The 24,688-nt window shown below is 38.9% G+C and carries 23 protein-coding genes; 7 read left to right on the top strand and 16 right to left on the bottom strand.

Translation table 11 applies throughout. The features are described 5' to 3' along the window. Window positions 1-44 precede the first annotated feature (44 nt). Window positions 45-1,673 carry an acyl-CoA carboxylase subunit beta gene (locus FGM01_RS08000; RefSeq protein WP_143410659.1) on the bottom strand — a complete coding sequence of 543 codons (1,629 nt, stop codon included), beginning with the start codon at window positions 1,671-1,673 and terminating at the stop codon, window positions 45-47. 187 nt (window positions 1,674-1,860) lie between these two features. Here FGM01_RS08000 and FGM01_RS07995 point away from each other — a divergent pair, with 187 nt between their 5' ends. From FGM01_RS07995 to ettA, 3 genes are all read left to right on the top strand, one after another. After that, on the top strand, window positions 1,861-2,040 hold the full coding sequence (locus tag FGM01_RS07995) for a CAL67264 family membrane protein (protein WP_143410658.1): 180 nt from the start codon (window positions 1,861-1,863) through the stop codon (window positions 2,038-2,040). Window positions 2,041-2,049: 9 nt separating this feature from the next. Then, window positions 2,050-2,529, top strand: a complete 480-nt coding sequence (locus tag FGM01_RS07990) for a DinB family protein (protein ID WP_143410657.1) — start codon at window positions 2,050-2,052, stop codon at window positions 2,527-2,529. Between the two features lie 63 nt (window positions 2,530-2,592). Next, window positions 2,593-4,284 (top strand): energy-dependent translational throttle protein EttA, encoded by a 1,692-nt coding sequence (gene ettA, locus FGM01_RS07985; protein WP_143410656.1) that lies wholly within the window; start codon window positions 2,593-2,595, stop codon window positions 4,282-4,284. A gap of 88 nt (window positions 4,285-4,372) precedes the next feature. Here the strand turns inward: ettA and FGM01_RS07980 are convergent, their stop codons facing one another. Further along, complete coding sequence (locus FGM01_RS07980) at window positions 4,373-4,609, bottom strand: DUF1456 family protein (RefSeq protein ID WP_108172643.1); 237 nt, start codon at window positions 4,607-4,609, stop codon at window positions 4,373-4,375. A 7-nt stretch (window positions 4,610-4,616) separates the two neighbouring features. Then, a complete protein-coding gene (locus FGM01_RS07975) occupies window positions 4,617-5,906 on the bottom strand; it encodes a DUF2254 domain-containing protein (protein WP_143410655.1) in 1,290 nt (429 codons plus the stop codon). A gap of 192 nt (window positions 5,907-6,098) precedes the next feature. Here FGM01_RS07975 and FGM01_RS07970 point away from each other — a divergent pair, with 192 nt between their 5' ends. After that, complete coding sequence (locus FGM01_RS07970) at window positions 6,099-6,542, top strand: Hsp20/alpha crystallin family protein (protein ID WP_143410654.1); 444 nt, start codon at window positions 6,099-6,101, stop codon at window positions 6,540-6,542. 54 nt (window positions 6,543-6,596) lie between these two features. On the opposite strand, the gene FGM01_RS07965 is transcribed toward FGM01_RS07970, so the two are convergent. From FGM01_RS07965 to FGM01_RS07945, 5 genes are all read right to left on the bottom strand, one after another. Further along, entirely contained in the window at window positions 6,597-7,814 is a 1,218-nt protein-coding gene (locus FGM01_RS07965; protein WP_143410653.1) for a hypothetical protein, read from the bottom strand. 89 nt (window positions 7,815-7,903) lie between these two features. Further along, the gene (gene uvrB, locus FGM01_RS07960) at window positions 7,904-9,907 is read right to left on the bottom strand and encodes an excinuclease ABC subunit UvrB (protein WP_143410652.1); all 2,004 of its coding nucleotides are present in this window, start codon (window positions 9,905-9,907) and stop codon (window positions 7,904-7,906) included. A gap of 155 nt (window positions 9,908-10,062) precedes the next feature. Next, on the bottom strand, window positions 10,063-11,661 hold the full coding sequence (locus FGM01_RS07955; RefSeq protein WP_143410651.1) for a T9SS type B sorting domain-containing protein: 1,599 nt from the start codon (window positions 11,659-11,661) through the stop codon (window positions 10,063-10,065). A gap of 21 nt (window positions 11,662-11,682) precedes the next feature. Continuing rightward, on the bottom strand, window positions 11,683-12,519 hold the full coding sequence (locus tag FGM01_RS07950) for an ABC transporter permease (RefSeq protein ID WP_143410650.1): 837 nt from the start codon (window positions 12,517-12,519) through the stop codon (window positions 11,683-11,685). Further along, the gene (locus FGM01_RS07945; RefSeq protein ID WP_143410649.1) at window positions 12,519-13,424 is read right to left on the bottom strand and encodes an ABC transporter ATP-binding protein; all 906 of its coding nucleotides are present in this window, start codon (window positions 13,422-13,424) and stop codon (window positions 12,519-12,521) included. Before FGM01_RS07945 ends, FGM01_RS07950 begins: the two co-directional genes overlap by 1 nt. 94 nt (window positions 13,425-13,518) lie before the next feature. Here FGM01_RS07945 and FGM01_RS07940 point away from each other — a divergent pair, with 94 nt between their 5' ends. Beyond that, on the top strand, window positions 13,519-14,583 hold the full coding sequence (locus FGM01_RS07940) for a hypothetical protein (protein ID WP_143410648.1): 1,065 nt from the start codon (window positions 13,519-13,521) through the stop codon (window positions 14,581-14,583). A gap of 69 nt (window positions 14,584-14,652) precedes the next feature. Here FGM01_RS07940 and FGM01_RS07935 read toward each other — a convergent pair whose 3' ends face one another. From FGM01_RS07935 to FGM01_RS07910, 6 genes are all read right to left on the bottom strand, one after another. Continuing rightward, the gene (locus FGM01_RS07935) at window positions 14,653-15,711 is read right to left on the bottom strand and encodes a nucleoid-associated protein (protein ID WP_143410647.1); all 1,059 of its coding nucleotides are present in this window, start codon (window positions 15,709-15,711) and stop codon (window positions 14,653-14,655) included. Between the two features lie 94 nt (window positions 15,712-15,805). Beyond that, entirely contained in the window at window positions 15,806-16,318 is a 513-nt protein-coding gene (locus tag FGM01_RS07930; RefSeq protein WP_143410646.1) for an IS1096 element passenger TnpR family protein, read from the bottom strand. Window positions 16,319-16,342: 24 nt separating this feature from the next. After that, complete coding sequence (locus FGM01_RS07925) at window positions 16,343-17,368, bottom strand: COX15/CtaA family protein (RefSeq protein ID WP_143410645.1); 1,026 nt, start codon at window positions 17,366-17,368, stop codon at window positions 16,343-16,345. 47 nt (window positions 17,369-17,415) lie between these two features. After that, window positions 17,416-18,855, bottom strand: a complete 1,440-nt coding sequence (locus FGM01_RS07920; RefSeq protein WP_143410644.1) for a CCA tRNA nucleotidyltransferase — start codon at window positions 18,853-18,855, stop codon at window positions 17,416-17,418. Window positions 18,856-18,859: 4 nt separating this feature from the next. Then, entirely contained in the window at window positions 18,860-19,429 is a 570-nt protein-coding gene (locus FGM01_RS07915) for an L-threonylcarbamoyladenylate synthase (protein ID WP_143410643.1), read from the bottom strand. Continuing rightward, on the bottom strand, window positions 19,404-20,549 hold the full coding sequence (locus tag FGM01_RS07910) for a glycosyltransferase family 4 protein (protein WP_243735781.1): 1,146 nt from the start codon (window positions 20,547-20,549) through the stop codon (window positions 19,404-19,406). Before FGM01_RS07910 ends, FGM01_RS07915 begins: the two co-directional genes overlap by 26 nt. Before the next feature lie 156 nt (window positions 20,550-20,705). Between FGM01_RS07910 and FGM01_RS07905 the strand changes: the two genes are divergently transcribed. Both FGM01_RS07905 and FGM01_RS07900 read left to right on the top strand, forming a co-directional pair. Beyond that, window positions 20,706-21,818, top strand: coding sequence for a glycosyltransferase family 4 protein (locus tag FGM01_RS07905; protein WP_143410642.1), 1,113 nt, complete (start codon window positions 20,706-20,708; stop codon window positions 21,816-21,818). After that, window positions 21,819-22,574 carry a lipopolysaccharide kinase InaA family protein gene (locus FGM01_RS07900; protein WP_143410641.1) on the top strand — a complete coding sequence of 252 codons (756 nt, stop codon included), beginning with the start codon at window positions 21,819-21,821 and terminating at the stop codon, window positions 22,572-22,574. Here FGM01_RS07900 and FGM01_RS07895 read toward each other — a convergent pair. Further along, window positions 22,571-23,641: a CDP-glycerol glycerophosphotransferase family protein gene (locus FGM01_RS07895; protein ID WP_143410639.1), complete on the bottom strand. Its 1,071-nt coding sequence runs from the start codon at window positions 23,639-23,641 to the stop codon at window positions 22,571-22,573. The two genes, FGM01_RS07900 and FGM01_RS07895, sit on opposite strands and share 4 nt — an antisense overlap. Next, window positions 23,638-24,687 (bottom strand): glycosyltransferase family 9 protein, encoded by a 1,050-nt coding sequence (locus tag FGM01_RS07890; protein WP_143410638.1) that lies wholly within the window; start codon window positions 24,685-24,687, stop codon window positions 23,638-23,640. The genes FGM01_RS07895 and FGM01_RS07890 overlap by 4 nt, the downstream gene beginning before the upstream one ends. Between the last annotated feature and the right edge of the window lies 1 nt (window position 24,688).

Below are 24,688 nucleotides of genomic sequence, written 5' to 3'. Positions count from 1 at the left end.
CAGGAATTAGCTGATGGTTTTATCACATTTATTATTTATTCAATTTATACCTGCAAAACTCCCATATTGAAGTCTTTTTCAATAGGGGCGTGGTTTGCAGCCTCAATTCCCATTGATATCCATTTTCTCGTGTCTAAAGGGTCTATGATCGCGTCTGTCCAGATTCTGGCTGCGGCATAATAAGCTGAGGTTTGCGCATCATATTTTGCTTTCAATTTTTCAAAAACTTCTTTTTCCTTTTCCTCGTCTACTTTTTCACCTTTTTTCGCCATTGATGCAGTCTCAATCTGGGCAAGCACTTTAGCGGCCTGGGTTCCACCCATAACAGCAAGTTCAGCACTAGGCCAGGCAGCGATCAATCTTGGATCATAGGCTTTCCCACACATGGCGTAATTTCCGGCGCCGTAAGAGTTTCCTATGATAATAGTGAATTTAGGTACCACAGAATTACTCACGGCATTCACCATTTTTGCCCCATCCTTTATAATTCCTCCATGTTCACTTTTGCTGCCTACCATAAATCCGGTAACATCCTGCAGGAAAACCAGAGGTATTTTTTTCTGGTTACAATTAGCAATAAAGCGAGTAGCTTTATCTGCAGAGTCTGAATAGATGACTCCACCAAATTGCATTTCCCCTTTTTTGGTTTTTACTATTTTTCTCTGATTCGCCACGATTCCAACAGCCCAGCCGTCTATTCGTGCATATCCCGTGATGATAGTCTGGCCATAGCCTTCTTTATACTCTTCGAATTCTGAATTGTCTACCAGTCGATAGATGATCTCATGCATATCATATTGATCACTCCTCTTCTTTGGTAGAATTCCATAGATCTCTTCCTGTTTTTGCTTTGGTTTGGCAGGTTTAGAATGACTATAACCCGCCTTGTCAAAATCACCGATCTTATCCATAATTTTCTGGATACGGGTCAAAGCATCCTTATCATCTTTGGCTTTATAATCTGTAACCCCACTTATCTCGCTGTGAGTAGTTGCACCACCTAAAGTTTCATTGTCAATTGATTCGCCAATTGCGGCTTTTACCAGATAACTTCCGGCCAGAAAGATACTACCTGTTTTTTCAACGATAAGTGCTTCATCACTCATTATAGGTAAATATGCCCCGCCAGCGACGCAACTACCCATAACCGCAGCGATCTGGGTAATGCCCATGCTGCTCATAACGGCGTTATTTCTAAAGATCCTTCCGAAGTGTTCCTTATCTGGAAAAATTTCGTCCTGCATTGGTAGAAATACCCCGGCACTATCCACTAAATATATAATGGGCAGCCTGTTTTCAATGGCTATTTCCTGAGCTCTAAGGTTCTTTTTTCCTGTTATAGGAAACCATGCCCCGGCTTTTACTGTAGCATCGTTTGCCACAACTATACATTGTTTACCCGATACATATCCCATCTTGACCACTACACCACCACCGGGGCAGCCGCCATGTTCTTTATACATTCCATCACCGGCAAAGGCGCCAATTTCAATCGATTTCTCTTTATCATCCAGCAAAAAATCTATTCTTTCCCTGGCGGTCATTTTCCCTTTAGCGTGATGTTTTTCAATACGCTTTTCTCCTCCACCTAATTTAATTTTGGCAAGCTTTTGTTTCATGGTGGAAACTAAAAGCTTATTATGATCTTCATTTTTGTTGAAGTTGATGTCCATTATATTGAGCTTTTTACAATAAATTGTTTATTTTAATGTGATTAATTTTAAATTAATCTTTAATTCTGAGGAAAATTTACGAATTCTCATTCAGAATTGGCTTTTGGCTAAAATACAAAAAGACCGCAATTCTCAGCTTCGAAAAAAGCAATAAAAATTAGCCGATATTTGTTTAAAAACAGGGATTATGTCAATGAATAAAAACAGCATATTTGGTTGGGCATCTTTTTTATTATTTCTGGTGGGAGCAGCTTTGGTTTTACTGGGGGTTTTGAAGTATAAGGATTATGCCATCGGCTTTTCGGTTACGGGTATAGGGTTCTTTTTTATATCCTGGGTTTTCAATGCGCTGAAAGGTAGAGTTTAAAAGAAAATCATGATCTCAGATAAAGAAAGCAGAAAGCAACTGGTAGCTCATCTGGAAGGTGGTCTGGCTTATGCATCCATAGAAAGTTTTATCGATGCCATACCCTTCGGGAAAATTCGTAAAAGACCTTCTGGTTTACCTTATTCTTTTTATGAAGTTTTCTTTCATATCTGGTTTGCCCAGAAAGATATCCTTGACTACATCAATTCACCTGAATACTCCCCGAAAGAATGGCCCACAGATTACTGGCCAGATGTCCCCGAACCTGCAAGCGAAGAGGAGTGGGAGGATCTAAAAGCCAATTATTTTGAGGATAGGAAGTTACTTAAGGATCATTTGCTGAACGAAGAATTCGACCTGGGTCAGCCTGTGTTAAATTCTCAGGATCATACTCTGCTAAGAGAGATACTTCTGGTGATCGAACATACAGCCTATCATACAGGACAATTACTGTTAATCCAGAGATTATTGGGGGTTTATGATAATTGAATTCTGTGAAAAATTCAGGATATTTGCAATCTCTAATAATTAAGAATTTTAATATTAAGATATATGTCAGACGATAAAAAAGTGATTTTTTCAATGTCTGGAGTTACCAAGACCTTTCCAAAGGCAAATACTCCTGTCCTGAAAAATATTTATTTAAGCTTCTTTTACGGAGCCAAGATCGGGATCCTTGGATTAAATGGTTCCGGTAAATCGACCTTATTGAATATCATTGCCGGTAAAGACCAGAATTTCCAGGGTGATGTGGTGTTCTCTCCTAATTACAGCGTGGGAATGCTGGAGCAGGAACCAGAACTGGATGATGAAAAAACGGTACTGGAAGTTGTAAAGGAAGGAGCTGCGGAGACAGTTGCTATTCTTGATGAATACAACAAAATAAACGATATGTTCGGCTTGCCGGAAGTTTATGAGGATGCAGATAAGATGCAAAAACTTATGGACAAGCAGGCAGAACTTCAGGATAAGATCGACGCCAGTAATGCCTGGGAACTGGATACAAAACTGGAGATTGCCATGGATGCTCTAAGAACACCTGAGCCAGACAAGAAGATCGCAGTGCTTTCCGGAGGGGAAAGAAGAAGGGTAGCTCTATGTCGCCTTCTGCTTCAGGAGCCGGATGTATTACTTTTGGATGAGCCAACCAACCACCTGGATGCTGAATCTGTGCACTGGCTGGAGCATCATTTACAACAATATAAAGGGACAGTTATCGCCGTAACCCACGACCGTTACTTTCTTGATAATGTTGCCGGATGGATATTGGAACTGGACAGGGGAGAGGGAATTCCATGGAAAGGAAATTATTCTTCCTGGCTGGATCAAAAATCCAAGAGACTTGCTCAGGAACAGAAACAGGCAAGTAAACGTCAAAAAACACTGGAACGCGAGCTTGAGTGGTCCAGAATGAGCCCCAAAGGCAGGCAGACTAAGCAAAAGGCAAGACTTAAGAATTATGACAAACTTTTGAGTCAGGATCAAAAGCAGATGGATGAAAAGCTCGAGATCTATATTCCTAACGGACCTCGTTTAGGAACAAATGTGATCGAAGCAAATGGAGTGAGTAAGGCATTTGGAGATAAATTGCTTTATGAAGATCTTAATTTTAATCTTCCGCAGGCTGGAATTGTTGGGATTATTGGGCCAAACGGTGCCGGTAAAACCACTATTTTCAAAATGATCATGGGTGAAGAAGAGCCTGATAAAGGAAGTTTTACTGTTGGAGAAACAGCACAGATAGCATATGTAGATCAAAGCCATTCTAATATAGATCCTGATAAGACTATCTGGCAAAACTTTAGTGACGAACAGGAGTTGATCATGATGGGAGGACGTCAGGTGAATTCGAGAGCTTACCTAAGCCGATTTAATTTTAGCGGAAGCGAGCAGAATAAAAAAGTAAGCATGCTATCTGGTGGGGAGCGAAACCGTCTTCATCTTGCGATGACGCTTAAGGAAGAAGGAAACGTTTTACTTCTGGATGAGCCAACTAATGATCTTGATGTGAATACTTTAAGGGCCCTGGAAGAAGGACTGGATAATTTCGCCGGATGTGCTGTAGTGATCTCTCACGACCGTTGGTTCCTGGATAGAATTTGTACTCATATTCTTGCATTCGAAGGAGACTCTCAGGTATATTTCTTTGAGGGTAGTTTTTCAGATTATGAAGAGAATAAAAAGAAACGTCTGGGCGGTGATATTATGCCAAAGCGTATTAAATATAAAAAACTGGTTCGTTAGGCCTGAATTTTTAGAAAAAATGAAAGGAGTTGAAAATTTTAAAATTCAACTCCTTTTTTTATTATGTGCCGTCACTAATTCCTGGAAATTACTTTTTCTTCGGCATTGGTCCCCGAAGGTGAATTATTAGGCCGTCCAGAAAATTTCTGAGAAACTGGTCCCCGCATTCCACATATTTTTCATGGTCTTCTCTCCTAAAAATAGCACCAAGTTCACTCTTGGAAACTTTAAAATCTACCAGTTCACAGATCTTTACAATATCCTCATTGGTTAGTTTATGTGCTACCCTTAATTTTTTAAAAATATCATTATTTGTAAGTGCCATTGTTATTTTATGTCTGAAGGTTAAATTTTTCTGCTAAGTTAAGAGCTGTTTGTATATCATCTTCATTTTTAATAGAATCTTTGGCATCTGTAAGCAGGTTTTTAGCTTCACGCCTCAGATTTTCTGAATATGAGGTTTCCCTGGTTTGCTGTTTTTCCAGGTAATAGAACATTAGTAATAATTTCTGTACAAGGACAATGTCGTGCTTACAATAGGTGCGAATGGAGGCCATAATGTTATGTAGAAGATCCTCAAAATCTATAGTATTTAATCTAATGTAAGCGGTTTCATCCCTTATGATTACACTGGTATTCTTTTTCTTCATTCTCAACGCCAGTAGTTCAGTAAGATAATCTATACCATTAATAGCGGTACCGGGATCATTTATTCCAGGGGACATTGCTTTTACTATGATTTCGGTGATCTGCTTAAAGGCCAGGGTGTAATTATCTGAAACGAGTTCTTCCCTGGAGAAATTGAAATTAGAAAGTATTTTTTTTATAACCTCTTCGTCCAGGTCTTTATTAACCTTGAATAATGGAATGCCATTCAATACAAATATTCCTTTAACCGGAAGTATATGTAATTTAATGTTTTCAGCCTCGCAGATATCAATAAGGTTAGTAAAGGAAATATTTTGTAGGTAACCACTTTTTTCACTGTGGTACTCCTTCCAGTCTTCTGTTGATGGAAAATTATCATATTGATCTTCTTCAGAATCGATCAGTTCATCAAGTCTTCTTTTTGCGATCTTAAAAATATTTTGCAGGATATTACTGATCTGGATACTCTGGGAAATGTTATGAATAAAGTAAATGAAAGCATAAATACTTACAACTGTCTGAATGATGCCTAACAGGACTGCAAATCCAGGTATTTGATATTGGTCCCCGGTAGGTTGAATGGCAAAAAGGATAAATATGCAATACAGAATTGTGAAAAGATAGATTCCTAAAATAACCTGATGTCGCCGGTCACTTATCAAACCCGGTAATAACCTTGGCGAGAAATTGCTGGAAGCCTGGCTTAATAATAACATTACCATCGAAAAGCTAAAAACCACCATGGAAATAAGTCCTGTAATTAGCGAACTAAGAATGGTCATCGCGGTATCCCCATTATCTACAACTAATACCGGAACATGCTCGATAAGATATTTTGAAATCCCCCTGTTTTCAAGGTAAAGCATAAAAAATGCAAAGTTGAAGCCCAGGAATGCTAATAGGGTAGGATAAAAGGCAATTTTGCTTTCAATGACATTAAAGAAAGCCAGGGTGCGGTTAAACAATTGCTTCATTAGAAATTATTTGATCTTAAAGTTAAGGATTCTCATAAAAGGGGATATTAATTAACGCTTATTTAGTAAGTCGGACAAAAAGACATGGTTTAGAGAATAATTTAAGACAAAAAGGCAGTTGGCGAGCTATGGTATTCGATTTGCTAAATATTTATTGAAAATTTTACTATTAATCTTTAAAAATATACAGCTATGAGTTTAATTAAAAGAAACGAGACAAATTGGTTGCCTTCAGTTTTTGATGATATGTTCAGAACTGACTGGCTGGGAGGTACTACAAATGTTAACAGTATAGGTACCAGTATACCTGCTGTGAACATTATGGAATCTGAAGATAGTTTTAATGTGGAAGTAGCAGCTCCGGGAATGTCTAAAGAAGATTTTAATATCGAGTTGGATAATGATGTACTTACCATTTCTTCAGAAGAGAAAAAAGAAGAAGAAAGTACAGATAAAAATGGAAGATTTACCAGAAAAGAGTTTAGCTACCGCAGCTTTAAAAGAGCTTTTAGCTTACCAGATTCTGTAGACAGTTCTAAGATTTCAGCTTCTTATGAAAATGGAGTATTAGAGATTGCGCTTCCAAAGAAGGAGGAAGCTAAAGTTCAGGCGAAACGATTGATAGATATTTCTTAGTCTGAAGTAATTTGATTAGTTAAGGAAAAGAGCACCCAAAAACCGGGTGCTTTTTTATTGATTTAGAAGAATCCACCTGTTACCTGCGCTCTGTATTGTTAGTACTTGCTGAGGTTTAATACTCAATACTTTTGCATTGGTTCTTACGTCAAAAAGATCATCACTGCCTAAAAATATAAATGGTTTTTCTGAATTCCCCGGCCAGTTGATAAGTCTTAAAATACGTCCTTTATTTGATGCAGACGCGGGAATGATCAATGCTGTAATCTGGTTGTTGATTCTTAAAGTTCCTATATCATCTGTGATCGTAAATTCCCCTGTATTACTGGTGGTGCTGGAGTAATTCTGAATACCGGCATTACTCCATGATACCTGCCCGGTCGCACTGGTCATCATAACCTGTCCATCTGTTCCTCTCGCTGCAGGAAGAACATAATCTGTTTCGGGAGTATTACCAATTCCCACGCGCCCCGCAAAATAAGCAGCATAAACGTTGCTGTTAGCATCTCCTATAGCGATACTGTAAATTCCGAAAATATTTCCTACACCCTGTATGCTCCCTATTTCACTATAAATTCCATAATTATTGCTTTTAGCTCCGAAAGTTCTGCCTACCCGATTAAATATCCCATAGATATCGTTCGTACCGGTATTTTGATAGGTTTCATTGAATATCCCGTAGTGTATACCTATCCCAACTCCACCTACGTTTGTTTTTAAGCCATATTTATTTCCGTTTGTCTGGCTGCGATTGTCACTTATAATTCCATAGGTGGTGAGATTATCGGTGGCAGAATTTGCATTATCTACTTCCAGTCCTTTTTTCAAAGCCAGGTCCTTGCCTGGGCCTATAGCAACTTGCAATCTGGAGGTAATGACATCTGTGCCTATGCCAATACTATTATCGCGGTAGATAGGATCGGTTATATTATTCGGACTTTGTGTGGTGGTAGGTTTATAGAAATTAGATCCCGGAATATCTGATGCTAATGATTTCCATTTATTTTCTGTCGCGTTCCAGAAATAAAATCCGGGAGAAAAATTAGTAACGCTTTTGGTTAAAAAAGTGAGCATTCCATGCTGATTATTTCCGGGATTCACCGCAGGAAATTTATCTATCCTGGGAATTAAAATGCCATCAATAACTGAAGGCTCTGCGCGGTTGGTGGCTGTAATGTCGAGCTGCGCCATTGGATCGTAATTGCCAATGCCTACCTGTGCACTGGAAAAATAACCTGAAGATAACAGCAGTAAGAAAATAGAGATCCTCATAAACAAGTAGTTTTTTGTTTATAATAAAACTTTTAAATGCTTTAGGATCAGGTAAATATAGTTTAAATATTTTAATATCAATCATTTAGCTAAGCCATTTCCCCAATTTTCTCCTGCAGGATTTTTATTTCATCACGTAATCGTGCTGCCTGCATGAAATCGAGTTCTTTTGCTGCAGATTCCATGGCTTTACGTTTTTCTCTAACCTTTTTCTCCATTTGAGGTTTGGTTAGATACTCAGCTTCTTTCTCTGCAGCTTTAAGATCAGGACGGGTTTCATGATCATAGATATCCAGCTTTTCCTTGATAAGAGCATTGTTGTATTTCTTTACCAGGGCGGTTGGAGTTATATTATTTTCCTTGTTATATTCAATTTGTTTGCTTCTGCGATATTCGGTTTGATCTATAGTCTTCTGCATACTATCTGTGATCTTATCTGCGTAAAGGATCGCCTTACCTTCTACGTGTCGTGCGGCTCTACCAATGGTCTGGGTTAAGGAGCGATTACTTCTTAAAAAGCCTTCTTTATCGGCATCAATAATCGCTACTAATGACACTTCCGGCAGGTCAAGACCTTCCCGCAATAAATTTACTCCAACCAGTACATCAAAAATTCCTTTTCGAAGATCCTGCATGATCTCGACTCTTTCAAGGGTATCTACATCTGAATGGATATAACGGCAGCGAATATCGATCCTGGTCAGGTATTTTGTCAATTCCTCGGCCATTCTCTTGGTTAGGGTGGTCACAAGAATACGCTCATCTTTTTCCACCCGAATCTGGATCTCCTCGATTAGATCATCTATCTGGTTAAGACTTGGTCTTACTTCTATAACAGGATCTAATAAACCTGTGGGCCTAATCACCTGCTCAACATAGATCCCTTCACTTTTTTGAAGTTCGTAATCGGCAGGAGTCGCACTTACATAAATAACCTGGTTTTGTAAAGCTTCGAACTCTTCAAATTTCAATGGGCGGTTATCCATAGCCGCTGGAAGTCTGAATCCATAATCCACCAGTGTTTCCTTTCTTGACCTGTCACCCCCGTACATCGCATGTACCTGCGGGATAGTTACGTGAGATTCATCCACCACCATTAAATAATCGTCCGGGAAGTAGTCCAGCAGGCAGAATGGTCGCGTACCAGGTTTTCTGCCATCCAGATACCTCGAATAATTTTCAATCCCGGAACAATATCCAAGCTCCCGGATCATTTCCAGGTCAAAATTAGTTCTTTCATCCAGACGTTTGGCTTCAAGGGTTTTTCCAATATCCTGGAAATAGTCCACCTGCTTTACCAGGTCATCCTGTATCTCATGAATGGCATTCTGTAGAACGTCAGGTGACGTCACGAACATATTAGCCGGATAAATATTCAGACGGTCATATTTCTCTATAATTTCTTTCGTAGTTGGATCAAATGCTTCAATCTCCTCTATTTCATCTCCAAAGAAATGTATCCTGAATGCATTATCGGCGTAACTCGGATACACGTCCACCGTGTCTCCTTTTATTCTGAAATTACCATGATTAAATTCAGCTTCGGTCCTGGAATAAAGACTTTGTACCAGGCGGTGAAGGAATTTAGTCCTGGATATCTCCATATCTCTTTCTATGGAAACCACATTTTTACGAAATTCCACCGGGTTACCTATACCATATAAACACGAAACTGACGCTACTACGATTACATCCCTTCTTCCGCTTAAAAGGGAAGAAGTAGTGCTTAGCCTCAATTTTTCGATCTCTTCATTAATGGAAAGATCTTTTTCAATATAAGTTCCTGAAGTTGGAATAAATGCTTCCGGCTGGTAGTAGTCATAATAACTAACGAAATATTCCACCGCATTTTCGGGGAAAAATTCCTTGAATTCTGAATATAGCTGTGCTGCCAGGGTTTTATTATGCGCCAGAACCAAAGTTGGTTTTTGGACTTCTTCGATCACATTGGCAACCGTAAAAGTTTTTCCCGATCCCGTTACCCCAAGTAAGGTTTGATATTGCTCGTTCTTTTCTATCCCTGAAACCAATTGCTTTATCGCATTCGGTTGGTCTCCGGTAGGTTTATAATCAGATTTGATGTCAAATTTCATTCAGCAGATTTCTTTTTCATCCATACATTTAAGCCTGAAAATGTAATTAGATGTATTAGTCAGGAAGGATCAAAATTTTACCAAATCAAAACCTGACGAATTTCATAGCCTCACGAAATTAAACAATTATCGGGCCTAAATCAATTTTTTAGGATTCATCTAACAAGTGTAAAATGCCCATTGAATTCCTGGCCATTCTGAAGCCTGACATTAAACCAGTAATCATCAGAAGGCAGGTTGATGCCATTGAAAGTGCCATCCCATCCGCGGTCTGTAGTTTTCAGCTTTTTCAGAAGTTTTCCATACCGGTCAAAAATATGTACCAGATTATTGCCGCTACTGATGCCTTTTATCTGCCAGAAATCATTAATTCCATCAAAATTTGGAGTGAAAAAGCTATCATAACCCAGAATGACGATTTCTGTGCTTACGATCGCACAACCTTTGAGGTCCCTGATATAAACGGTTTGAAAACCGGAGTTCACATTTTTAAAGGTTGTACTAGTCTGATATGGGCCATCAATATTGCCTATAGAATACTCGTAGTCACTAGCATTACTAACCTGCAGGGTAATTGTATTGCTGTTTGAATTTACCTGGGGTTGAAAAACTCCAACAGATTCGATTTGCGGAGGGGCATTTAAGGTCAATTCAATTTCGGCGATATTATAACATAGAAGGTTCTCTCTTTCAGAAACGCGAGCGTAAACCGATTCTTCTCCTGTACTGGGATAATCAGACTCGATTGCGTTTCGATAATTTATGGCGTCATTCTGAGTCTGAAAATATTTTACATCGTGGCTATCTGGATCAAGGCCATTCAAAATAGTGCCGGTTAAATCTGTGAGCACATATTCTTCCATTCCGTTAAGATCAAGGTCACATCGTTCGAGGATATTATCCTGCTTAATGAGTGGGCCATCATTAATAATAAGGTCAAAATCGGTGATCTTAGCACAGCCATTCATATTATTTTCCACCCTGGCATAAATTGTTTTAACCGGCTGGTTGCTGTTATACATTCCCCTTATAGGGTTAAGGTTATCTGAAGCGTCTGCCAGCGATTCATGGTAGGTTAAAGTCGTATTATCCTGGGTTACAATCTCGCTGGAGGTACTTGAAACATCAAAATCTGAAACGCCGTTGGAATTGCAGGTTTCCAGGTCATTAGGTTTGTTGATCCTGGGACCGTCTGGAAACGGGAATCCGCCTAGAGTCGAAGTTCCGGTCCACTCAAGTTTAAAGGGACTATTACCTATTGGTCTGTCTATGACAATAAAATAAGTCTCACCTGGAAGTACATCCAGAGCTTTAACAAAATTATTACCACTAGCGCCAGGACCTTCACTGGTGTCTGACTCCATATCGTTCATCCCGGTTCGATTTGTTGAGGCATTGGAAGCAAGAGGATTTGTGGTTGAACAACGAATGGCATTTCCCAGAGCACCACAATTTGCGTTCGGTCCAAAAATAAAGAAGTCGTAATCTATATTCAGATCACTACTGGTAGGGATCAGGTTAAATCCAAGGGTCCCTGCTTTCGTGATCTCTATTTCCAGCCATAAGCTGTTATGCTCCTGGCTATTGCAATTATTGCTACCGGTTAGTTCCTGCCTTCCAACTCCATCAGCATTACTGGAGATCGCCCCATCGCCACAAATCTTTATAGCACCAGAACAGTCATTTGCTGAATTCTGCGCCATGCCAAACCACAGGTTGCCAAGGATTAAAAGTACATTAAGAATTTTCTTCATCGATAGATTACTCGCTGGACCTTAAAGATCTCGTTTTTTGAGTAGAACGAAAGAAGAGTAAACAAAAATTACGATCCAGACAATTACAATCAGTAACTGGTACCAGTGAATACCGTAATCTTTGTTCAATTCGCTACCTATCTGGGTTGCTGCAGTTTGTACAGCATTCAACCGCGAGAAGGGTTCCACCACCAGATTGCTCATAGATTCCAGCGGGAAGAATTGCATGATGTTGGTAGCAATATCAGTTCCTTTAAAAAATTTGAAGTTCAGTACGGCATAGAAAATCCCTTCAAAAATTGCCCAGACAATGAGGAAACCAAGGGCAAAAGCAGATCTCTTGACCAGTATGCCCAGGAACATACAAAAAGCAAAAAATCCGGTTAATTTTATAAAGTAAGCCAGCAGGTATTCAAGATCTGAGAAAATGATCGAGAACTCGTTATAATCTGAAAATGTAAGCCCCAGGATCATTGTCACTACAAATAGAAAGAAAGTTGAAATTCCCGAGAATACCAGAACGGTTAGAAACTTGGATAGTACAAATTCTCTTTTGCTTAGCCCGTCAATAAGATTTTGTTTGATCGTCCTGTTACTATATTCGTTAGACATCATGGAAACAATCACAATGGCCAGGAATAACTTTAGTAATGCAGCGATATAACTATTGAAATGCCATATATAGGGAAAATTAAAAATTCCCTGGTCTGCTACCCTGAATTCGATATTACCAATATTAAATTCTATGGAAGCAATTAAGGCAATGAAGGTGATCAATATAAAATAAGTGATGATCAGGATTCTTGCCGATCTGCTGTAACGCAGTTTATTATATTCTATTTCTAGTAAGCGTAACATTAGTTCTGGGCTGTTTGATTGGTTAATTGCAGGAATTGTTCTTCAAGACTTTCTTTTCGTTTATTTAAATAGGAGAGGGAAAGTCCCTTTTCGAAAAGGAATCGGTTGATCTCCTCAGCTTCCATTGGATCTTCCAGGATAGCGGTCAAAGTTCCCTCTTTATCGGAAATCTTCCCGATTTTTGGATGGGTATGGAGTAATTCCTGAAGCCTCTGCATGTCTGTAGCTTTTAGTTCAAAGAATCCATGGCTGTTTATGATCTGGTCTACCGGGCCACTGTATAACTTTTTACCCTTTCTGATGATGACCACATGAGAACATACTTTTTCAACTTCATCCAGAAGGTGCGATGCCAGTAGAATGGTAGTTCCGCCAGATGCGATCTTTCTTATGATCTCCCTTATCTGGTGTATTCCCTGTGGATCCAAACCATTGGTGGGCTCATCTAATATTAGTATTTCCGGGTCATTTAACAGGGCAGACGCAATGGCTAGTCTTTGTTTCATTCCCAGTGAAAATGTCTTGAATTTGCTGTCCTTGCGATCCAGTAAACCTACAATTTCCAGCTTTTCCAGGACTTTGCTTTTGTGGGTTCCCTTGATCTTACAAACAAGTTTCAGATTTTGTTCTGCGGTCATGTATGGATAAAAGTTGGGATGCTCAATAATGGCACCTACTTTCTTTAAAGCTTCATGGGTAGACATATTGCCGTCAAACCACTGGAAGTCTCCCGAGGTTTTATTTACTACATTCAGTACCATACCAAGGGTGGTGGATTTCCCACTACCATTAGGGCCTAAAATGCCATAAACGTTTCCCTTTTCTATGCTAAAACTTAAATTATCGACAGCGGTGATCCTGCCGAATTTTTTGGTCAGGTTATTTAAACTTAAAATTGTTTCCAAGATTGGTGAAGTGTTTAAAATACGACGTCTAAAATAGGATTTTGTTACAGGTTTCCCTATAATAAGCTTAATTTTGAGCAAAACGAGCAAATTTATGGAAGAGAAATTAATGTCGAAGAAAAAGCCGGCATTTCCGATCAATGATCGCTTTAACCGATATCTCGCTAAATATAACCGCAATACGAAGATTCCCGTTTTTTATGATGACCTGTTAAGGTTTTCTGGTTCTATCGTGGTTTATGACCAGCATGACGAAGACACCTTCTGGGTGCGTTGTTACTATCCCGACCACGAAAGAATTGAGATAGATAACAGTCTGAAGAAGGTTTATACCATTCTGCATTCAGACGGTAGTGAAGACTCGCTGGATTACCTGAATGTGGATGCAATCGACTATTGCACGTTTGGAAATTCAAAACCATTCCGGATTAAGGTCAGGAATATCCTGAATGATAGTTTTACTTATTTCTATGTGAAAAAAGCGGATGCTTCCAGAGTATATGGGCTCGAATTCGAACATTTACTATCTCCTCACCGTATCAATTTCCTGGTGTATAAGGATACTTTAATCGAGGAACATATTGCTGGAATTCCCGGAGATGTTTTTATTGAGGATCACTTACCTGAATGCGATTTAAGGGCACAAACCCAGATCGCCAAGCAATTCGTGAAGTTCAATGAAAGATGTACCGTTCGTTTGCTGGGAGATATGAGGTCCTACAACTACGTGGTTATTCCAACCCATGATTTTGATCATGTGGAATATCAGATTAGAGCGATAGATTTTGATCAGCAATGTTTTGAAGGTAATTTAAAGGTGTACCGCCCGCAGTTCTTTAAGGAGAATTATAAGATGGTCAAGCTGGTTTCAGAAAAACTAGAAAACTCTTCGATTGAGCAATACAGAAAAGAAGAGCGATCCTTATTGGCTAAAAGGATGATAAATACGCAAAGCAGGTATAAGGAGTTGATAAGATGTATGATCAATGATCATGTCTCTACGAAAGATAATGTCAAGGAGCTTCGAAATGAATTGTATGCGTTTTCCAGGGACATGAAATTTAAAAGAGCCAGTACCATGGGTCAGATCTTAAGGACTGCACTGGATTTTGTAAAACGAAACTATGAAAATGTGAATATGCAGCGTCTTCTGCAATAATATTAAAGGCATAAAAAAAGGGAAGCGACCATCTGGTCGCTTCCCTTTTTTTTAGTATTTAAATTGGAATTACTTTTTTTCTTCCTTATTAAAGTATACCAGGTAATAATACATTTGTTTTTCTTCGTCCCAGCCTTTTTCTACAAATTTCTCCGCAGATTCTGCATTAACAAAATCCATTTTTATTTGGATGTTCGTATCCAGAGTGATCACATTTTTGATCTTTTTACGAGCGTCTGTAACCGCTTTGTTGGCAATAGGAAAATTCGTTAGATCCTCTACCTTGTATTTAGGTGCTTTTTCAGTTTTGTAATTCTGAAATTCAGGGATCAACGCAGGGTTATCGATCACAGAATTAATATAATTGCTTTCCTCGAAATCGTCATTTTTAGCGAAGTAATCCATACTACGGTTCATGAACATCACTTCCTGCTTTTTATCTTCTGCAGGTAAAACCACATCTTTAGCGAAATTTTTGGCAAAATTCAGGTAGTTTTTGGTAAAGTAATTTTCATCTGCCAGCACATCTACTCCCAGGAAATTCTCGAGCCAGTATTTGGTGTCGTAACGATTGGAATCTACTGAAAGGATCTTGTATCCTTCCTCTCTGTTCTTATTAAAAATGATCGCCCCTTTATCGAGCTTCTGAAGATTCACGCCTTGCTGAACGATCATTTCCAGGTTGCTTTGTTTCTGTTCGAACTGAAGAAAATCATGTTTCAATTCAGACTTAAAAATTCCGATAGCCGAAACTTTTTCATTATCCAGCTGCATCCCCTCAAAATATACCACGTAGACTTCCCCGCTTTTAATATGAGGATGAGTAGACTGCTCATATAAAAGAGTAGCTATTTTTTTAGAATACTCATGTGTGTTGAACTGATCGTCAAAAATCTGGTTAGAGAGATTGTACAATTCGTTAAATTCAATATCAGATTCATGGTGAAAGCGATAATAGGTTTCTTCTTTTTCCCGGAATGGTTTTAGAAAATACTCCTTGATTAAAGGCTTTATTTCATCATTTAAATGAAAAGTAGATGCAGAAATAAAAATATTCTCACCACGATTTTTATTCCCCACGCGATGTATGGAAAGTGATTCAATTTGGGCATTAAAAAGATTGATCATCTATATCTGAAGTTTTGACTAAATAAAGTTGAAAATTGTGAGTTCTGAAAGAAGTTTCTCAGAAAGAAATTAAATGAAAGCTTTCGGAACAGAATTAGTTCCAGTTTTCATCAAACTCGAAATCATCGTAACCATCGGTATCGAAATCATCATCATAATCTCCATTAAGAATACCGTCATCTTCGCCGGTAAATTCCTTTTCAGGTGCATTTTCCGGGATCTGACCATGAACATACATCAGGTTCGGGTAGTCTCGACCTTCCTCGATTTCCGCGATCTGGGCCAGTTCAACAAAGAATGTCCACATTTTCAGGAAATCATAAATATAAATAAGTTTGGTCTGTTTTTCTGAAAGAATACTGTCCAAGGAAGTTTCGTTCATTAATTTAATGGAGGTATCATGACCGCTCATATCGAACTGGTGGATTTCCTCGCCCTGATTCCATTCGTCATCACTAATGTAGAACGAAGCCATCTCGCTACCGTCAAATCCAAAGGACTGTACGATAGTATTGTGGAGGTCTTCCAGGGTACTTTCCTGTAGTATTTCTATATCTCTGAAAACATCTTCATCAGCATCGAGAATTACTCGGAATCTATAAACCATATCTAAAAAATTTGGAGGTCAAAGTTACAATTTTTTAATCTTCTCTGTCGCATAAATACTTTCCATTAACAGGTAAAACTGGAATCCGAAAAGTAGGGAAGCAATCACCAGATGGAGTGGTTGGGAGAGATAAGGGAAATCAAAATTATACATGGCTACCCCGGTCGCTACTTCTAAAAGAATCAGGGCGATCACAATATTGATGCGGTGAAGATTCAGTCCGAATTTCCTGTTTTGCCACCACAAGGCCAGGTTCACTAGTAGTACAAGGATTGAAAAAGAACGGTGTACATAAAACATGGTATTAGGATCTGATAACCACATTGATCTGGCATCATAACCAAAACTGCGAATCTGCTCATCCACGAACTGCCTTACCTGGGTGCCCATAACTACCTGGATGAGGGTGAGGATCACCGCAAAACTCAGTAGTAGTTGAAAACTTTTCGTCTTAAATTTATTGCTTTCCTTTTCAGAAGATATTTTGAGCAGGTACAACAGTACCGCTACTATGACCAAAGCCATGATCATATGGATGGTGATCTTTGCCGGTGCCAAGACAGAATAAACCACTGTAGCTCCAAGCCATGCCTGGAATCCCATCATTAAAACGCACAACCAGGATAAAATGGGAATGCGTTTTTTTAGGCTGAACTTTTTAAAAGATAGAAGTGCCATTACCAGAACAGCAAGGCCCGCAAGTGCGCCAAGCAACCTGTTAATATATTCCACCCAGGTGTGCGTGGGATTGAAGATAGCGTAATCGTGTTTTTCGTAATCCTCCCAGTTGGAAGACTGATATTCTGCGGAAGTCTTGAAATCCTCAACCGCAACTTTCAGGCTTTGACCTACAATAATCACTTGACCTTTATTATAATCCCTGTTCGGCTGAAATTCCAGTTCAGAGATCTCGGTAGGAGGGATGTAATATCCAAAGCACTTTGGCCAGTCCGGGCATCCCATTCCGGAACCGGTCATTCTTACTACCGCCCCGGCAACGATTACCAGGTAAACCAGGATTAACGAGATCTTTACGAATTTACGATACATCTTTATGGTTGCATGTTATAGACCTAGACTATGCTCAGGCCCACCTATTATTTTTCACTACTTACCACTGTTAGTCCGAGCTTTTCACCTTTGGCGATCATAAAATCTTTCGCCGGCTCATACTCATTTGGTATATCCCCCTCAAGAATAGCCTCTTTGATCGCATCCTTAATTAATCCAACTTCACGGCTTGGTTTGATACCGAAAGTTTCCATGATCTCCTCACCACTAACAGGTGGCTGGAAATTCCTAACATGATCTCGCTCTTCAACTTCTTCAATTTTCTTGCGAACCAGCTTGAAGTTGTTGTGATACTTTTTGAATCTTTTCGGATTTTTGGTGGTGATATCTGCCTCACATAAAATCATAAGGTCTTCGATATGGTCTCCGGCATCGAAAATAAGTCTGCGCACAGCAGAATCGGTGACGCTGTCATCTGCAATCGCAATAGGCCTGGAACTCATTAAGACCATTTTTTGAACGAATTTCAATTTTTCATTCAAAGGAAGCCTTAGCCTTTTGAATAATTTATAGACCATTTTTGCCCCTACGAATTCATGGCCGTGAAAGGTCCAGCCAATCTTTTTATGAAATCTCTTGGTTGGTGCTTTTCCAATATCATGTAATAAAGCGGCCCATCTAAGCCAAAGGTCATTGGTATTTTCAGCAATATTATCAACTACTTCCAGTGTATGCCAGAAATTATCCTTGTGGGTTTGACCTTCAACTTCATCAATACCCTGCAGGGCGGTAAGTTCAGGAAGTATTTTCTTTAATAATCCCGTTTTATATAAGAGTGCGAAACCTTTTGAAGGCTTATCGCTTAACATAATCTTGTTGATCTCATCAAGGATACGCTCCTTCGAGATAATCTTAATGCGTTCTTTATTTCTTTTGATCGCATTTAAAGATTCAGCTTCTATTATAAAATTCAGCTGGGCGGCAAATCTTATGGCCCGGTACATACGCAATGGATCGTCTGAGTAAGTAATATCCGGATCCAACGGAGTTCTTATGATCCTGTTCTTAAGATCTTCATACCCGTTAAATGGATCCAAGAGATCTCCAAAACCATTTTTATTCAATTTAAGCGCCAGGGCATTTATGGTGAAATCCCGTCTATTCTGATCATCTTCCAGCGTACCGTCTTCAACAATGGGTTTACGGCTATCCTGCCGGTAACTTTCCTTGCGTGCCCCAACAAATTCTATTTCCATGTCACCAGAGCGAAGCATCGCCGTCCCAAAATTTTTAAAAACCTGGACTTTAGGCCGGTTAGGTAGCTTTTCTGAAACTTTTTGAGCAAGTTCAATGCCACTTCCAACCGCAACAATGTCGATATCTTTGGGATCACCTCGTTCAAGAATATGATCGCGTACAAAACCGCCAATTACATAGGCATCTACAGAAATTTCATCTGCAGCTTCAGAAATAACATTAAAAATTTGATGATGTAAAGCTTTACTGTAATTATGGTATTTCGGCATCTGTCTATTTGCGTATCACACTCACCTGGCCATCATTGCTCAACTTGATTATGGCAGATGGTTTTGGTGATTTTTTTGAACGCTGCAAATTTACTACATAGTCTACACCTTTTAAAATTTGCGGACTGATTTGATCAAAGGATTGTGGAGTGGGTTGTCCACTTATATTTGCAGATGTAGAAACCAGTGGACGTTTCAACTTTTTTATAAGATCTGAACAGAACGAATCACGCACCACCCTAATGCCAAGGGTATCATCATTACCTACCAGGTTTTCAGCGATCCTGATGGGCTTATCATAGATCACGGTAGTTGGGTTCTTAGCATATTTTAAAATGTCGTAAGCCATCTCAGGAACTTCTTCCACGTATTGTTCCAGCATTTTAAAATTGGAAACCAGGCAAATAAGCGCCTTGGATTCTTCCCGTTTCTTTAACTGAAATACTTTGTCAACAGCATCGGCATTGGTGGCGTCACAGCCTATTCCCCAAACTGTATCTGTAGGATATAAAATGATTCCTCCTTTTTTTAGTACGTCTAAACAGTTTCTAATTTCCTGTTCCATTCTTTCCATAAAGCACTTTTTTATATTCGGCGAGAGTTTGCTCGGCCATTTTTGTTGTGGTAAAATTTTCGATCAGTTTTTTATAAGATCTCTCCGTAAAACTTTTCATCAAATCTTTATTCCGGGACAAAGCTATCAATTTCTCAGCTAAACTTTGTGGTTCGTGAGCATTGGTTAAAAAACCATTTTCACCATCTTTGATAATTTCAGGAATTCCTCCCACGTTGGTACTTATTACAGGTACCTTATGATAAAAGCTCTCATAAATGAACTGAGGTATGCCTTCACTTTGAGAGGTGATCAGGGAAATATCGAATTGAGAGATCAATTCTGAAGCATTGGGAATAAAGCCTAGCATGCTTACATGTTCACTTAAATTAAGTTTATCTATCCTCTCCTTATATTTCGGTGATCTGTCAGTATAACTCCCTATCTGGACAAAATGAAAATTTTTCTCTTTTCTAATATTGATTACATAATTTATTATTTCTATCCATGTTTCCAGGTTTTTAGCCCTGATATGGTTCGCAACAGTACCCACAATTATTTTTTTAGCTGAAAGATCAAGTCTTTCCCTCAGATTAAATAAGCCCGAGGATATTTTAGGTATGGCCGTCCCATGATAAATGGTTTGCAGTTTAGAGTGATCTTCTATATTTCTTGAGCTTATCTCCTTCGTCTTTTCTGAAACACAAAGTATTTTATTAATCTGGGGATGATTGTATTTATATAAAGTCCTTGTGCGGTTCTTGATGGGAAAAGAGGTTTTTTTGCTCAGCACAAACGGGGGTAGTTTACCCAGTTTCGTAGCCATTACTCCAAGTGTTAAAGCAGTGGAATCATGGATATGGATGAGGTCTATATTATATTTCTTGGTTAAGCTAAGAATTTTAGAAACATAACGCAGGTCAAATTTCACCAGCATAGGTACAGCTTCCACCTTAAGCTTCCCGTTTTTGATCTTCTTATGAAAGCCCGCATCCTTAACGCATAGAATAATATTCTGAATATTCCCTACGGCCAGGTTTAGTTCGAGGCAAAGGTTTTCTATATGATTCTCGCCACCGCCCCAGTTTTTAGCTGCAGAAAGATGTAGAATATTCATGGATTTGCCGGCAGAAAGAGGCATGTTTATAACGGGTAATGAATTAAGATGTAAAAATAAGGGATTTGATTCATACGGTAACTTAATTTGAAACATTTCAATTATTCAAAAATGAATGCGGGAAGGGACCTGTAATTATAAAAAACTATCTTTGTGGGCTCTTGACCAAAAATCACTTTTATGAATGTTTTACATGTTTCCGGCGCAACGAGTTGGGGAGGTAATGAGCAACAGCTGATGTATCTAATCGATGAATTGCCAAAACATGGAGTAGATCAAAAATTTTTCTGTTACAGGGATTCACCTCTTCATGAAAGATTGCAGGATAAGCCTGTGGAGTTGATAGTTACTGATTATATGAAACCTCATTCTTCAGCTTACAGAAAGTTTTTGGACAGAGTAGTTAAGGAACACAATATTGATATAATTCATTTACACACTAGTGATGCAGTTACAGGTTACGTACTGGCAGATATTATTTATACCCTTAAGACTCCAACGATCTATGCCCGTAAATCCATAAGAAGGAAAGATAGTTTCCTAAGCCAGTTAAAATACAATTACAAGAATATTCATAAGATCACCTGCCTTTCGGAATATGTAAAATATCACTTTAGTAAAATTCTTAGTAATAAGAATAAGGAAAAACTCGTCATTGTAAGGAACGGAGTCAACCTGGATGAAAACCAGGTTCCGGCACCGTATCAATTAAGGCACAAACTGGAGATTCCAGATTCAAATTTTCTGATTGGAAATATCGCCAATCATACCAAAGCTAAAGATCTACAGACACTGGTAAGGGCGGTTCATCATCTGGTAAATGAGTTGAAGGTAACCGATTTCCATCTGGTACAGATTGGTGAATTTACCAAACGCACAGAAATTTATAAAGATCTTTCCAGGGAGCTTGGAGTAGAATCTTATATAACCTTTTTAGGTTTTACAGAAAAAGCTTCACGGTTTTTACCTCAATTCGATGTATTTGTGATGTCTTCAGAAAGGGAAGGTGGACCATCATCAGTAATAGAGTCATTTTACTATAAAACACCTGTGGTTTCTACTAAAGTGGGAATAGTCGAGGAAATTATCGAAGACGGTAAGAATGGATTTTCAGCCGAGGTGGGAGATTATAAAAAAATCGCTGAATCCCTTAAAAATATGAAAAATGATCCGGGGCTTCGGGAGGTCTTTGCCGAAAAATCATATCAGCTTTTCATGAAAAATTTTACGGCTAAGCGTTTAGGAGAAAACACACTCGCAGTGTATAAAAGTGTTTTAAATCAAAATAAATAAATGCGATTCAGGTTTTCAGATAAGGGAGATAGGATAAAGCAGGAATTAAAAGATAATATTCTTAATTACGAGGAAAGGGGTAGAGCATGGGGCCCCGGATTAAGAAACAGTTTGCGCATCTTCCAGGTAGAGAACCTGGAGGTGAATATTAAATCTTTTAAGAAGCCAAACCTGATTAACAAAGTAGCTTATCAATATTTTAGGAAATCCAAAGCAGAGCGGTCATTTATCAATGCGCTGGCATTAATTGAAAACGGGATTGGCACTCCAACGCCTCTGGCATATGCCGAGGAAGAAGGAGCACTATTCGGGAAAAGTTATTATGCGAGTGAAAATCTTAATCCGGATCTTACATTCAGGGAGCTGGTTACAGATCCAGGATATCCAGATCACGAAAATATCTTAAGAGCTTTTACCAGGTTCACTTTTGAGCTTCATGAAAAGCAGGTTCAATTCCTGGATCATTCCCCGGGGAATACGTTAATTCAAATGTCGGGAGATGACTATAAGTTTTTCCTGGTGGATCTTAACCGGATGAATTTTAAGAAGCTGAATTTTGAAGAGCGCATGTTGAATTTCTCCAGGCTTACGCCGAAAAAGGAAATGGTGGAAGTAATGGCCGATGAATATGCAAAATTGATCGGTAAACCTAAATCTGAAGTTTTTGAAAAAATGTGGTTCTATACCAATCAATTTCAGGAGAAATTTCAGCGAAAAAAACGAATTAAGAAAAAGCTCAAATTCTGGAAAAATTAATTGTTCTTCGGAATATAAGGTGCTTTTCTGTTCGACTTTAAAGTGAAATAATTTAGCTGCTTTCTTATCTTATATCTTCGGATGATATTTAGCGGCTTTTTCTTAAGATGGGACTTATCGTGATGTAGAAAATCTATACAGGCCTTGATCACTCTTTCACTGGAATTTCCATCTGAATAAGGGTGGGAGAACATCGCGAATTTTTCGATTTCTGAGATGAGCTCCTGTGGCCTGCTGAGCGCCAGGTCAAAAGCACTTTCAATATTTGCAACATTTTCAATATCTATAAGATATGGCCCGGGCATGTTATTTTTAAAGGTGACCACCGGTTTCCGCTGAATTAAAAATTCGATAATTGCCGAAGTTGTATCAGAGAACATGATATCGGCCTTTTTAAATAAAGGGATAAGGTCTGTCGTGTCGTGGAAAGTAAAGTTTTCATTTTCAAGAGCCCTGAATTTTTCCACGGTCTCAGCAGCAAGTTTGGGATGCAAAGTTGCGATGAACTGATATTTCCCTGTTTTCGATAATCTGTCTATTTCCCTGACAACTTCATCTCTTAAAGCCAGGCTATAATAGCGTGTAAAAGTAGAAGAGATGAGGACTACCGGTTTTTTATTATTAGTAGGCTCCAAGGGGAAAAGTGGGTCCATTTTTGACCAGCCGGTCTCAATCACTTCAAAACTCCTGTACTTTTCCTGCTGCTTTTTGAATGGCCCGGTACTGGAAGGTCCCTGTGTGCAATAAAGGTCGAAAAAACCTCTAATAACAAATTGATCTGTTCCTTTCCTTTTATTGGCTGGAAAACCGTGAAATATCTGGACTTTCAAACCCGGAAAGAAGTCTGGGACAGTGTCGGTGATCGCCAGCACAAAATGCGGGTTGTAGTCGATCGCCTCTTCAACAGTTTCAATTAAATTTCCATTTTCGGGGAAATACTTCTTTGGTTCTTCCATACCCGAAAACCATTTCAGGGAATATCCCATTTTATTGGCCTGCTCCTGTATAGGAAGTCCTATGGGTAACCCGTAGGTATGGTTTATGTAGATGAGGAACCGGTATTTCATTTGGAATTCTGCTTTAAAAAATGCTGCAATTTATCTGTTAAAAGGGAAGGTTTTAACCTGTTGTATAGCTCAGTATTATCTTTTGAAAGTTCTTTAAAGGTCTTATTCTGAAATAATTCCGGCTGATAATCTTTTAAATGAACCGATACATTTTTCTCACCGTCTTCATAAATATTCCAATTCTCCTTATTCAGTGGGGGAGAGAAAATAGCGAAAGTTGGAATATCTAAAGCCTTGGCCATATTTACCGCGCCACCCTCGTTCCCGATCAGTGCATCACAATGCGATGTTAACGCAAGGAACTCTCTTAGACTCTGACCATAGATATCAATGTGAATATGTTTCTGAGTTTCCGGTTGGCAAAGCTGGTAGATTTCTTCGATATCTTTTTTTTGCGATGGAATATAGTTGAATAAAAGATTTGCATCGGTTTGCGCAACAACTCTATCCAGTATTTCGGCTAGATAGGGCAGGGGATAGGTCTTCTTTTCTGAACTTCCCAAAGCACCGATCATATAAATATTTTTGGAAAGGTCTATATCCGCTTTTTCCAATTTCTTTTCAGCCTGGTTCTTTTCCTCTTTGGTCAGAAATATTTTTGGTTTAATTTCAACTGGAAAATTTGAAGATAAAGGACTCAGCATCCGCATTCTTTTTTCAATAGCAGCACCGGCAATAGTTTGTGCCTGGATATTTCTGCTGAACAAATGTGTACAAAGCGGACGTGTATATTTCTTATTGTAAGCTATACGATATTTAGCGCCAGAAAACCCTGTGATCAGGGCAGTTTTTAAGTTGGAATAGACATCGATGACCGCATGATATTTTTCCTTTTTGGTCATCTGGATAAGGCTACTTAGAGATCTATCCTTATCGGTAAAAATGAACTTATCGATATTCGGGTTGTTCTGGACAACCGGGTACGTATGCTCATAGATCATGTAATGCAGTTCGGCTTCCGGGAATTCCTTCCGAAGGGCCTCAAAGAGGATTGAGGATGTAAGCACATCCCCAATCATTTTTATCTGTATTACAAGTATTTTCAAA

The sequence above is a fragment of the Christiangramia sabulilitoris genome (assembly GCF_007050985.1).
In the GTDB taxonomy this organism is placed as follows: Bacteria; Bacteroidota; Bacteroidia; order Flavobacteriales; family Flavobacteriaceae; genus Christiangramia; species Christiangramia sabulilitoris.
Note: the sequence above shows the minus strand (reverse complement) of the source record. Positions and strands in the feature narration are given on the sequence as shown.

Bases quoted from the DNA above. Each gene is read 5' to 3' on its own strand.
- FGM01_RS07915 (WP_143410643.1), bottom strand. From the start codon at position 19,429: ATGGAAAGAATGGAACAGGAAATTAGAAACTGTTTAGACGTACTAAAA.
- ettA (WP_143410656.1), top strand. From the start codon at position 2,593: ATGTCAGACGATAAAAAAGTGATTTTTTCAATGTCTGGAGTTACCAAG.
- FGM01_RS08000 (WP_143410659.1), bottom strand. From the start codon at position 1,673: ATGGACATCAACTTCAACAAAAATGAAGATCATAATAAGCTTTTAGTT.
- FGM01_RS07905 (WP_143410642.1), top strand. From the start codon at position 20,706: ATGAATGTTTTACATGTTTCCGGCGCAACGAGTTGGGGAGGTAATGAG.
- FGM01_RS07900 (WP_143410641.1), top strand. From the start codon at position 21,819: ATGCGATTCAGGTTTTCAGATAAGGGAGATAGGATAAAGCAGGAATTA.
- FGM01_RS07940 (WP_143410648.1), top strand. From the start codon at position 13,519: ATGGAAGAGAAATTAATGTCGAAGAAAAAGCCGGCATTTCCGATCAAT.
- FGM01_RS07920 (WP_143410644.1), bottom strand. From the start codon at position 18,855: ATGCCGAAATACCATAATTACAGTAAAGCTTTACATCATCAAATTTTT.
- FGM01_RS07980 (WP_108172643.1), bottom strand. From the start codon at position 4,609: ATGGCACTTACAAATAATGATATTTTTAAAAAATTAAGGGTAGCACAT.
- FGM01_RS07975 (WP_143410655.1), bottom strand. From the start codon at position 5,906: ATGAAGCAATTGTTTAACCGCACCCTGGCTTTCTTTAATGTCATTGAA.
- FGM01_RS07950 (WP_143410650.1), bottom strand. From the start codon at position 12,519: ATGTTACGCTTACTAGAAATAGAATATAATAAACTGCGTTACAGCAGA.
- FGM01_RS07955 (WP_143410651.1), bottom strand. From the start codon at position 11,661: ATGAAGAAAATTCTTAATGTACTTTTAATCCTTGGCAACCTGTGGTTT.
- FGM01_RS07990 (WP_143410657.1), top strand. From the start codon at position 2,050: ATGATCTCAGATAAAGAAAGCAGAAAGCAACTGGTAGCTCATCTGGAA.
- uvrB (WP_143410652.1), bottom strand. From the start codon at position 9,907: ATGAAATTTGACATCAAATCTGATTATAAACCTACCGGAGACCAACCG.
- FGM01_RS07995 (WP_143410658.1), top strand. From the start codon at position 1,861: ATGTCAATGAATAAAAACAGCATATTTGGTTGGGCATCTTTTTTATTA.
- FGM01_RS07910 (WP_243735781.1), bottom strand. From the start codon at position 20,549: ATGCCTCTTTCTGCCGGCAAATCCATGAATATTCTACATCTTTCTGCA.
- FGM01_RS07970 (WP_143410654.1), top strand. From the start codon at position 6,099: ATGAGTTTAATTAAAAGAAACGAGACAAATTGGTTGCCTTCAGTTTTT.
- FGM01_RS07930 (WP_143410646.1), bottom strand. From the start codon at position 16,318: ATGGTTTATAGATTCCGAGTAATTCTCGATGCTGATGAAGATGTTTTC.
- FGM01_RS07965 (WP_143410653.1), bottom strand. From the start codon at position 7,814: ATGAGGATCTCTATTTTCTTACTGCTGTTATCTTCAGGTTATTTTTCC.
- FGM01_RS07925 (WP_143410645.1), bottom strand. From the start codon at position 17,368: ATGTATCGTAAATTCGTAAAGATCTCGTTAATCCTGGTTTACCTGGTA.
- FGM01_RS07895 (WP_143410639.1), bottom strand. From the start codon at position 23,641: ATGAAATACCGGTTCCTCATCTACATAAACCATACCTACGGGTTACCC.
- FGM01_RS07935 (WP_143410647.1), bottom strand. From the start codon at position 15,711: ATGATCAATCTTTTTAATGCCCAAATTGAATCACTTTCCATACATCGC.